The sequence below is a fragment of the Campylobacter sp. JMF_01 NE2 genome (genome assembly GCF_027737365.1).
Classification (GTDB): domain Bacteria; phylum Campylobacterota; class Campylobacteria; order Campylobacterales; family Campylobacteraceae; genus Campylobacter_B.
Genome location: NZ_JAOVTR010000002.1, coordinates 464,350 through 474,971, shown reverse-complemented (window position 1 = coordinate 474,971; position 10,622 = coordinate 464,350). Strand labels below are relative to the sequence as shown.

Here is a 10,622-nt window from a genome sequence, read left to right as displayed (position 1 = left end):
GTGAATAAAGAATTTAGAATTTATAAATTCTGCAAAATTCTCAATTTTCCAAATTTACGCTATGGGTTAAATTTTAAATTTAGTCCATAGCTTGAAATTTTAAAATTTACATTTTTGTCTCGCGACAGCGAAAAAATTAAAAATTTAAAGATAATGTTTTGGCAGAATTTTATAGATTTTAAATTAAGAGCTTTAATATAAATTACCTTATTTTCAACCACCTTTAAGCAAATTTTTAGTAAAATCAATCTCTTTTTTATTTAATAAATTTTTTGATGAAAGGAATTTACTGTGCCAACCATAAATCAATTGGTCAGAAAAGAGCGCAAAAAAGTGACTGTAAAGTCAAAATCACCTGCGCTAAAAGAGTGTCCTCAAAGACGCGGAGTTTGCACCAGAGTTTATACAACAACTCCTAAAAAACCAAACTCAGCTTTGAGAAAAGTTGCCAAAGTAAGGCTAACAAGCGGTTTTGAAGTCATCAGCTATATCGGCGGTGAAGGTCATAACCTACAAGAACACAGCATTGTTCTAGTTCGCGGCGGTCGTGTAAAAGACTTACCGGGTGTTAAATATCACATTGTTCGTGGTGCGCTTGATACCGCAGGTGTCGCAAAAAGAACAGTTTCTAGATCTAAATACGGTGCTAAACGCCCTAAAAAATAGTTTAGCTAAGACAGATTTAACCCTTAGTTTTGGTTAAATTTGAGTAAAATTTTCAAATTTGAAGGAATAATAAAATGAGAAGAAGAAAAGCTCCCGTAAGGGAAGTTATGCCTGACCCAATTTATGGCAACAAAGTAATCACTAAATTTATTAATTCACTTATGTATGACGGCAAAAAAAGCGTTGCGACTGAGATTATGTATGGTGCGCTTGATTTAATCGACAAAAAAGGCGGCGAAGCCAAAGGTATCGATGTTTTCAACGACGCTATCGAAAATGTAAAACCACTTATGGAAGTTAAATCTCGCCGTGTGGGTGGTGCTACATATCAAGTTCCAATCGAAGTTCGCCCTGCTCGCCAACAAGCTTTGGCAATCCGCTGGATAATCACTTTTGCTAGAAAAAGAAGCGAAAGAACTATGATTGAGCGATTAGCTTACGAGCTACTTGATGCAGCGAATTCAAAAGGTTCTTCATTTAAGAAAAAAGAAGACACTTACAAAATGGCAGAAGCTAATAAAGCATTTGCTCACTATCGCTGGTAGGAGAAAACTATGGCAAGAAAAACTCCACTTAATCGTGTTAGAAATATCGGAATTGCCGCTCATATCGACGCTGGTAAAACTACAACAAGCGAAAGAATTCTATTTTTCACAGGTATGAGCCACAAAATCGGCGAGGTGCATGAGGGTGCTGCTACTATGGACTGGATGGAGCAAGAAAGAGAAAGAGGTATTACTATTACTTCTGCTGCGACTACTTGCTTTTGGAACGATCACCAAATCAACCTAATCGACACCCCGGGACACGTTGATTTTACTATCGAAGTTGAACGCTCTATGCGTGTTTTAGACGGCGCTGTTTCTGTATTTTGTTCAGTCGGTGGTGTGCAACCACAAAGCGAGACCGTTTGGAGACAAGCGAACAAATACCAAGTCCCAAGAATTATTTTCGTAAATAAAATGGACCGCGTAGGCGCAAATTTCTTCAATGTCGAGCAACAAGTCCGCGATAGATTAAAAGCTACACCAGTTCCGATTCAAATTCCAATCGGCGCAGAAGACAACTTCAAAGGTGTAGTTGATCTAATCACTATGAAAGCCCTTACTTGGGACGATGCAAAAGGCCCAAGCGCACCAGAAGTAGGCGAAATTCCAGCTGAATTAAAAGAAAAAGCACAAGAATATCGCGACAAAATGATCGAAGCAGTCGCTGAGACAGATGAAGCTTTAATGGAAAAATATTTCGCAGGCGAAGAGCTAAGCGAGGCAGAGATTAAAGCTGGTATCAAAAAAGGCTGCCTAAGCCTAGCATTTTTCCCTATGATGTGCGGAACAGCTTTCAAAAACAAAGGCGTTCAACCACTACTTGACGCTGTCGTATGGTATCTACCAGCTCCAAACGAAGTTCCAGCTATCAAAGGCGTTTATGAGGACGGAAGCGAAGCAGAAGTTCTATCTACTGACGACGGCGAATTCGCAGGTCTTGGATTTAAGATTATGACTGACCCATTTGTCGGCCAGCTAACTTTCGTTAGAATTTACCGCGGTATGTTAGAGAGCGGAAGCTATGTAATCAACTCTGGTAAAAACAAAAAAGAGCGTATTGGACGACTTTTGCGTATGCACTCAAACAAACGCGAGGAAGTCAAAGAGCTTTACGCTGGCGAAATCGGCGCGATTGTAGGTCTAAAAGATACACTTACTGGTGATACACTAGCTAGCGAAAAAGACAAAGTTATCTTAGAGCGTATGGAATTCCCAGATCCAGTTATCAGCGTCGCAGTTGAACCAAAAACAAAAGCAGACCAAGAGAAAATGGGTATCGCACTTCAAAAACTTGCACAAGAAGATCCAAGCTTCCGCGTAGCAACTGACGAAGAGAGCGGTCAAACAATCATTAGCGGTATGGGTGAGCTTCACCTTGAAATCATTGTCGATCGTATGCTTCGCGAATTTAAAGTCGATGCAGAGGTTGGCCAACCACAAGTTGCTTACCGCGAGACTATCCGCAAATCTGTCGAGCAAGAATACAAATACGCTAAACAATCAGGCGGTCGCGGTCAATACGGCCATGTATATTTGCGCTTAGAGCCATTAGAGCCGGGCAGTGGATATGAGTTTGTCAATGACATCAAAGGTGGTGCGATTCCAAAAGAATATATCCCAGCTGTCGATAAAGGCTGCCAAGAAGCTATGCAAAGCGGTGTTTTGGCTGGATATCCAGTAGAAGATGTCAAAGTTACTGTATATGACGGAAGCTACCACGAAGTCGATAGCTCTGAAATGGCGTTTAAACTAGCTGCTTCAATGGGCTTTAAAGAGGGCGCACGCAAAGCAGGCGCAGTTATCTTAGAGCCTATGATGAAAGTCGAAGTAGAAACCCCAGAAGAGTATATGGGCGATGTAATCGGCGATCTAAACAAACGCCGCGGCCAAGTAAATAACATGGGCGAACGCGGTGGAAACAAAATCATCGACGCTTTCTGCCCGCTTTCAGAGATGTTTGGTTACTCAACTGACCTTAGAAGCCAAACACAAGGTAGAGCTACATACTCAATGGAATTTGACCACTACGATGAAGTTCCAAAAAATGTAAGCGAAGAAATTATCAAAAAACGCAACGGCTAATTTTAGCTAGTTTTTAATACTTTTTAAGCGGAGAATTCGGCGAATTTGCTGAATTCTCCGCTTTTTTTATGCTTTAATTTTGCTTTTAATTAAATTTATAAAAGCGTAGGGTGGGCAAGGATGCTCACCCTACAAATAAAGTAGAAATAATTTTGCAATTTAAAATCTCTTTGCTTGTATTAAAAAGGAAATAAAATGGAAAATTGGAAAATTAAATTGTTTATAATAGGTACCTATATTTTAATAGCATCTTGTTATGTTTTTTACAAAAATTATAACATTGCCAACGAAAGAGAACAAGACAGGCAAGATAGGGAGTATTTTTATAATCATAACGCAACATTTGAAGAAATAACGGAAAATGGCAAAGTAAGCGTTAAAGAGTTGGTGGAGCAAAATTTAAGAGACCATTTGCAAAAAATATATAAGTTTGATAATTTTAGCGAAGATGAAATTAAGACAATGAGACACATAAGGGGCGATTGGAAACTTAGCCATACGCATTCAGCATACCAAACCTGCACATTGTATAATAGCAGCAAGACAAAATGTAGATTTTGGAAAATAGATAAAAATTTAAATTTAGAAAAATTGATGAATATCGTATCTAAAATTTGCGATAACAATGGTAGTGTTAAAGCAAATTATGAAGAAATTTTAAAAAGCAATCCGCTACCAAAAAAAGAGTTATTTGACCCGTTCGCACAAAAAGATTTAATCGATGAAAACGGAGATTTTATAGAAAATTTTATATATATCAGACCTTATGTGTATGACGGGGGATTTGAGATTGACTTTTTTACTAATTATGCGTTTATAGAAAAAAGAAATAAGCGATACTATGTGCTTATTCCACAAAATCTGTATTTTAATATTTTTGCGTCAGAATTATTAGACGATAGAATTAGTTTTAAAGAAGTTTGCAGATACTACGAACAAATTCACGATAAAACAATAGATGAACTAGAAGAAATTTACTATTTCAAAAATATAGCAATCCGCGATAAAAGCTATACGGCTAAGATTGCGGATTACGAAAGATTTTCGGAAGCACGAAGGCGTGGCGAATGGGGTATTCGAAACACTACTGAATGGAAAGACAAAATTAACAAGATAAAAAATTTAGAAAATAAACTTCAATATAAAGGAGAGAACGATGAGTTTTAGCGTAGGGTGGGCCATCCTTGCCCACCAAAAAATTTAGCAACCCTATTGTCATTGCGAGACGGCGTAGCCGTCGTGGCAATCCAGTAAAATTTAGAGCGAATTTAAAATTTATCAAATTTTATTGTGAATTAAAATTTTTTTAAATTTCTCTGGATTGCTTCGTCGCTGTTGCTTCTTGCAATGACAGATTAAAGCGAATTTGCAAATTTAAACAAAAAATCGCTAAAATTTACAGAATTTTTTACAAGGAAAAACAATGAGTTTTAAGTTTAACGAAGCCAAAATATCGGACTTAGATAGCGTTTTAAAGCCGTTTAGTAGCGTAGGAAAAGAGTGGATGCTAGTTAGCAGTGGCACTAGCGAAAAATACCCACACTACAACACAATGACCGCTTCATGGGGTGGATTTGGCTATCTTTGGGAAAAGCCAGTAGCGCACATCTACATCCGCCCGCAACGCCACACATTTAAATTTAGCGAAGAGAACGAATTTATGAGCCTTTCGTTTTTTGAGCCTGGACACAAAAAGGCTCTGGCATACTGTGGCAAAATCAGTGGAAAAGACGAGGACAAGGCCGCAAATTGCGGTCTAAATTCGGTTTTGTTAGAGCGGGATTTAATCGGTTTTGAAGAGGCGAATTTGATACTAAAATGCAAAAAACTCTACACTTCGTATTTTAAAGAAGAGAATTTTATAAGCTCGCAAGAGCCTGAAATGTGGTACTCTAACAAGGATTTTCATAGAATTTACATTTGCGAAATTTTGGGATTTTACACAAAATAAATTTTAAAATTTAAAGCTAAAAGTGGCGAGATTTCGCCACTTTTGCTTGAAATTCCGCCACTAAATTTCGCGGCGCAGTATCTAAAAAGGCGCACAAAATTTTAAAATTTCTCGGCGCAGTACCCCCCAAACTAGATAAATTTACGCCAAATTCGGCTTGATTTGCTCCACCCACGCGTTAATTCTAGAATCCGTCAAATCGCTTTGGTTGTCGTTATCTAGCGCAAGGCCTACGAATTTGCCCTCTTTGACAGCGTTGCTAGCGTCAAACTCATACCCCTCAGTGCTCACCGCACCCACGATTACGGCGCCTTTTGCGACGAAATTTTCGTATAATTCCGCCATTGCGTTGCAGTAGGCGTCCGAGTAGCTAGCGCTATCGCCCATGCCAAAGATTGCCACGGTTTTGCCCGTAACTTCAAGAGCGCTAAAATCGAAGCTCGCCCAATCGTCCTGCAACTCGCCGTCGTTCCAAGTCGAGCTTCCTACGATGAGCGAGCTGTATTTGCCAAGCTCGCTAGGGGCGATATCGGCGACATTTACGACCTCGTTTTCTATGCCAAGTTGCGCTGAAATCGCCTTTGCGGCGTCCTCGGTGTTGCCCATAGAGCTACCAAAAATAATTCCTACCATGTTTTATCCTTTCAAAAAAATTTTATTATTTATGCTGTAAGGGACGAGTTTGAGAGTGAAATCTGGCGCGAAAGAGTGGGATTTGACCTCGATATGACGGCGAAAATGCTCGCTTCTAGGATAGACTAGATATAGCGTGTCTAGATTTAGGTGCGAATTTTGCGAGATTGCAAGGACGATGTCGCTTTGAATACCTGCGCCGTTTGCGTCGCCAACCTGCCTAAAAAAGGGCAAAATTCCAAGACGAAATTCGCCCTTTTGTATGACAATAACCTCGCCATTTAGCGAGATTTGGCAGTTTTTGTTTTTGTATGAAATTTTGTCAAACACGAAATTTTTAAAACCGCTTGAAGCGTCGAAATTAATGCCAAATTCGCCGTTGTTTTGGAGTAGGGCGATGATTTTGGCGACTTTGAGTTTTGGCAAGCTCGCGCAAAGTGGAGCCTTTTTGCCCTGTAAAAATGAGTAAATGATTAAATTTGAAGTAAGGCAAAATTTGGTTGTTTTTTTGAAATTTAGGCTGTTTTTGGCGAGTGAAAATTTGATAAATTTATCAAAAATTTGGCGAATTTTGGTGCAATTACGGCTAAATTTATGCGGGATTTGATAAGCACTACCAAGATTTGCGTTATACAGCGTCAAAAAAATTTGGCAAATTTGCTCTTTGCAAAATTCTTTAAAAATATCTGGCACGAAATCTTTATTTCCAGCAAAGCCGAAAATTTCGCTATTTGGTGTGAAATTTTTCATCGCTAACCTTTTGTATTTTGATATTTGATATTATTATAGTGGATTGTAGATTAAATTTAACTGATACCAAATATCATAAAAGCAAAAATTTTACACTAAATTTTGAAATTTCACGCAAATTTTAGAGTTTGACGACCTTGCTTCCAAAACCCCCTTCGTTCGGGGCTCCGTCGCGGAAATCTTTCACGCTTGGGTGTGATTTGAGAAACTCTTTTACGGCGTAGGCTAGTTTGCCAGTGCCGATTCCATGCTTTACGATAACCTCGTCAAAGCCCATTACAAGGCTTTGGCTGATGAATTTATCAAGGCGCGTGATTGCCTCATCGGCGCGCAGTCCGTGCAGATCTAGCACGAGCGAGGCTTCGCGCGGTTTTTCGACCTTTATGCTGATTTTATTTGGCGCTGGGGCTGGCTGATTTCCGCTTAGTTTTAGCATATCGCGTGGCACACGAAGCCTTATTCCGTCGCTTTCAATCATCGCCATAGTTTTGTTTAGGCTTATGATTTCGCCCTTGATTTTGCCGTATTTTACGCGATCGCCGACCTTGAAATCCACAGGCTCGCTGGCACTAAATTCCGGTTTAGAAATCGCCTTAACCAGCTCGTTTGCGTGGTTTATAGCGCGTTGCTTTTCTTTGGTATCATTTAGCCTAACCGTGCGTTTGGCCTCGTTTATAGCGCGGTAATACTCGTTTTCTAGCCGCAAAATCGTGGCGTTTAGCTCGTTTTGCGCGTTTTCTTTTTGCTCTTTTAGCGTGGCGGTAAGGGCGTCTAGTTTGCGCTCTTTTTGCTCGGTGGTGATTAGTTTTTGCTTCAATTGTAGCTCTAAATTTATTGCTTTTGAGATTGCTTCGTTTAAATTCTCTTTATTTTCGCCGTAATTTTGGCGCGCGGCTGCGACTAAATTTTGCGCTATACCATATCGTAGTGCTGTTTCAAAGGCATAAGACTTGCCGATAATTCCCTTTAAAAATTCGTATTTTGGGACGCTGTTTTTCTCATCATACAGCGCGGCGATTAGCTCGACATTGGCGTCTTTTGCCAAAAGCATTGCGAGGCGTTTGTGGTGGGTGGTGATGACCATTTTGATATCATTTTGCATGAGGCGCTCTATCATCGCGCTATACAGGCTCGCAGCCTCCTCGAAATCAGTTCCAAGCTCGATTTCATCGACACCTACAATCATATCCTTGCGCCCAAAAAGCTTGCTAAATGCGACCATACGCCCAGCAAATGTGGAGATATCGTTTTTAGCATTTTGCGGATCTTCCATGATTAGCTCAAATTCCTTAAACGAGCCAATCTTGCTCTTTTGGGCGCAAATTCGCATAGGAAGCAGGTATTTGCCTAGCAAGCACGCACTCATTATGCTTTTTAAAAGCATGGATTTTCCGCCGGCATTTACGCCAGTAATCAGCAAAATTTTTCCCCTAAATTCCACGCTGATTTTTTTAGGATTTTTTAGCGCAGGGTGGGCAAATTCGCTAATTACTATATCTTTTGAACTATCAGCTAGCACGATTTCATAGTCGTTTGCTCTCATCATCTGCGCTCTTGCGATAAGTCCGTCGATTTCGTCGAAAGCCGAGTTTATAAATTTCAAAAACGGCAAATTTTTGGTGAAATTTGAACTAATTATTTTACAATGCTCAAAAATGATTTCCTCTTTTTTATCCAAAATCGCACTTTGAGCCGATTTGAGCGCGGTTACAGCATCGGGTGCGACATAAAAATATCCGTTTGCTGAGCGCCCCAAAACTGCGCCTTTTAGCGCGTGGTTAAATCCGCCTCGCACCAAAAGCGTCTCGCTGTCGTTGATATAGTGAATCTGCGTGTCGGCTAGGTAGGGCGAAATGGATTTTGTGTAGATTAGCTTTTTTAGGGTTTGATTAATCTCTTCGCGCTTGATTTTGTAAGCCTCGTTTAGCGCGATGAAACGCTCATCGACGCTGTCTTTGAAGGCGCCGTTTTCGTCAAAATAGTCTTTTATGGCTTTTATGCTATCTGGAATTTCGATTTTATCGAGATACGCGCGCAGTTTTCCTTCGAAGTTTTGCCTTTTTAGATACAAAAAATAGCGGATAATCTTGCTAAATTCGTAAATTTCGCTTATGTGAAGCACGGCGTGTTTGCCAAGGCGCATTAGCGCGTCATCGAGATTTGCGATAGTTTCGCAAGGATTTATGTCAAATTTAGCAAATTCATTTATTTTTTCGAAATTTATCTTGCTATCGCCGTGCAAAAATAGCGGTTTTTCGCGCGCCAAATATGAGTTAAATTTCGCCAAATACTCGCTTAAATCGAGTTTTTTAAACAGCTCGTCTATGTTCATAATTCACACTCTTTAATCTCGTAAATTTTGCCGTTGTATGGGTGTGGGGCGTCTTTTTTGGCGATGAAGGAATTTAGCGAAAACGAGTAGGTAAAATGCGCGCTCTCCACGCTCTCGCCACGGCATTTCACGCTTTTTCCAGCGTTAAAGGCATTTACGATTTGCTGAGAATTTTTAGCAAAATTTGCGCTAAAATTTTCGTAAAAATAGGCGCTACCTCCCACGCATAAAATAATCGCAGTAAGCAAAATTTTAAATTTCGCATTTAAAATTTTATTATCCACGAAAAAAATCGCCACTATGAATAAAAACGCAAAAATAAAAATCAAAAATCGCACAACTTTTCCTTAAAATTCTCCACGCAACTGATATGTGATATCACCTGCGCCAAAGCCGATTACTAGGCCGTCATTGATGATATGGCGCACGCCAAAAATATCGCTAAATTCGATCTTTTCGCCGTTTCTAAATACTCTCTCGGCAAAAAGCGGATTAAGGCCTTTAAACTCCTCTTTTAAATCCACGCCGTTTGGGTTCTCGCCGGCTGCATACACAGGCAAAATCACCAAATCTACGCCTTCTCCAAAGCACTCTTTAAACCCGGCTAAATTTGCCTTTAACCTGCTGTATCTGTGTGGCTGGAAAATCGCCGTAATCTTGCTAATGCCTAGCAAGGCGGCGTATTCTTTCGCGCTTTTTAGCGTAGCGGCGATCTCTGTGGGGTGATGACCATAATCGTCGATTAGGACGAAATTTGGATTAGCGCAGAGTATGTCAAAACGCTTTTTAATGCCTTTGTAGTTTAATAAATTTTGGCGTATGTTTTCTAGCCCCGTCTCGCACGCAGCGGCTAAAATCGCTAGCGAAGCATCTATTGCGATATGCTCGCCAATCCCAAAAACCTCGAATCTGCCAAGCTCTTTGAGATTGAAGCTAAGATAGGGTTGATTATCGCGTAAAACCATTTTTAAATCCGTGATATCGCGCGAAGGGTAGAGTTTAATCGCGCTTAAATTTAACGAGCCTAAAAATTCGTCCTCGGCGTTGATAACGCGAATTTTAGCCCTTTCTAAAAATCCGCGATATGCGGCGTGAAATTTGTCTAAATCATTGTCGTAATGATCCATGTGCTCTGGCTCGGCGTTGGTTACCACGGCGACATAGGGGTTGGAGTTAAGAAAGCTAGAATCGCTCTCGTCGGCTTCGAAAATGATATTTTCGCTGTTTTCGTATTTCATATTTGAGCCAAACTGCTTGCTAATCGCGCCGATGATAACCGAGCCATTTATCAGCGATGAGGCAATCGCACTCGTGGTGCTTTTGCCATGCGCCCCAGCCACGGCAAATACATGCTTGTCTTTTAGCACATAAGGCAGGGCTTCTTTGCGCGATAGGCATTTGATACCGCGCCTTTTGGCCTCGACTAGCTCGACATTATCCTCTTTGATAGCGGCTGAATACACCACGACCTCTTGGTCTTTTATCGCCGAGGCGCTGTGTGGGGTGTTGATATCCATACCGCTTTCGCGTAGTTTTATCGTGGTTGGGCTTTCTGAAATATCAGAGCCTGAAATCGTGTAGTTTCGCTCCTGCAAAAATCTAGCCAGCGCGCTGATTCCGATACCGCCAATGCCTATGAAATGAACCTTTTTCACTATTT

The 10,622-nt window shown here is 40.5% G+C and carries 10 protein-coding genes; 5 read left to right on the top strand and 5 right to left on the bottom strand.

Annotation, left to right across the window (positions count from 1 at the left end; translation table 11 throughout):
* The first annotated feature begins 291 nt into the window (after positions 1 to 291).
* The 5 genes from rpsL (at position 292) to OFO01_RS05595 (ending at position 5,247) form a co-directional block, all read left to right on the top strand.
* Entirely contained in the window at positions 292 to 666 is a 375-nt protein-coding gene (rpsL, locus tag OFO01_RS05615; protein ID WP_270859212.1) for a 30S ribosomal protein S12, read from the top strand.
* Between the two features lie 74 nt (positions 667 to 740).
* Positions 741 to 1,211, top strand: a complete 471-nt coding sequence (gene rpsG, locus OFO01_RS05610) for a 30S ribosomal protein S7 (RefSeq protein ID WP_270859211.1) — start codon at positions 741 to 743, stop codon at positions 1,209 to 1,211.
* A gap of 9 nt (positions 1,212 to 1,220) precedes the next feature.
* Positions 1,221 to 3,296 (top strand): elongation factor G, encoded by a 2,076-nt coding sequence (gene fusA / locus OFO01_RS05605; RefSeq protein ID WP_270859210.1) that lies wholly within the window; start codon positions 1,221 to 1,223, stop codon positions 3,294 to 3,296.
* Between the two features lie 195 nt (positions 3,297 to 3,491).
* Complete coding sequence (locus OFO01_RS05600; RefSeq protein ID WP_270859209.1) at positions 3,492 to 4,463, top strand: hypothetical protein; 972 nt, start codon at positions 3,492 to 3,494, stop codon at positions 4,461 to 4,463.
* A gap of 256 nt (positions 4,464 to 4,719) precedes the next feature.
* A complete protein-coding gene (locus OFO01_RS05595) occupies positions 4,720 to 5,247 on the top strand; it encodes a hypothetical protein (RefSeq protein WP_270859208.1) in 528 nt (175 codons plus the stop codon).
* 141 nt (positions 5,248 to 5,388) lie between these two features.
* Here the strand turns inward: OFO01_RS05595 and fldA are convergent, their stop codons facing one another.
* The 5 genes from fldA to murC all read right to left on the bottom strand — a co-directional run bounded on the left by fldA (position 5,389) and on the right by murC (position 10,617).
* The gene (gene fldA, locus OFO01_RS05590) at positions 5,389 to 5,880 is read right to left on the bottom strand and encodes a flavodoxin FldA (protein WP_270859207.1); all 492 of its coding nucleotides are present in this window, start codon (positions 5,878 to 5,880) and stop codon (positions 5,389 to 5,391) included.
* A 3-nt stretch (positions 5,881 to 5,883) separates the two neighbouring features.
* Positions 5,884 to 6,630, bottom strand: coding sequence for a hypothetical protein (locus tag OFO01_RS05585; protein WP_270859206.1), 747 nt, complete (start codon positions 6,628 to 6,630; stop codon positions 5,884 to 5,886).
* Positions 6,631 to 6,751: 121 nt separating this feature from the next.
* A complete protein-coding gene (locus OFO01_RS05580) occupies positions 6,752 to 8,962 on the bottom strand; it encodes an endonuclease MutS2 (protein ID WP_270859205.1) in 2,211 nt (736 codons plus the stop codon).
* Positions 8,959 to 9,300 (bottom strand): hypothetical protein, encoded by a 342-nt coding sequence (locus OFO01_RS05575; RefSeq protein ID WP_270859204.1) that lies wholly within the window; start codon positions 9,298 to 9,300, stop codon positions 8,959 to 8,961. The genes OFO01_RS05580 and OFO01_RS05575 overlap by 4 nt, the downstream gene beginning before the upstream one ends.
* A gap of 9 nt (positions 9,301 to 9,309) precedes the next feature.
* On the bottom strand, positions 9,310 to 10,617 hold the full coding sequence (gene murC / locus OFO01_RS05570; RefSeq protein WP_270859203.1) for a UDP-N-acetylmuramate--L-alanine ligase: 1,308 nt from the start codon (positions 10,615 to 10,617) through the stop codon (positions 9,310 to 9,312).
* Positions 10,618 to 10,622: the final 5 nt, after the last annotated feature.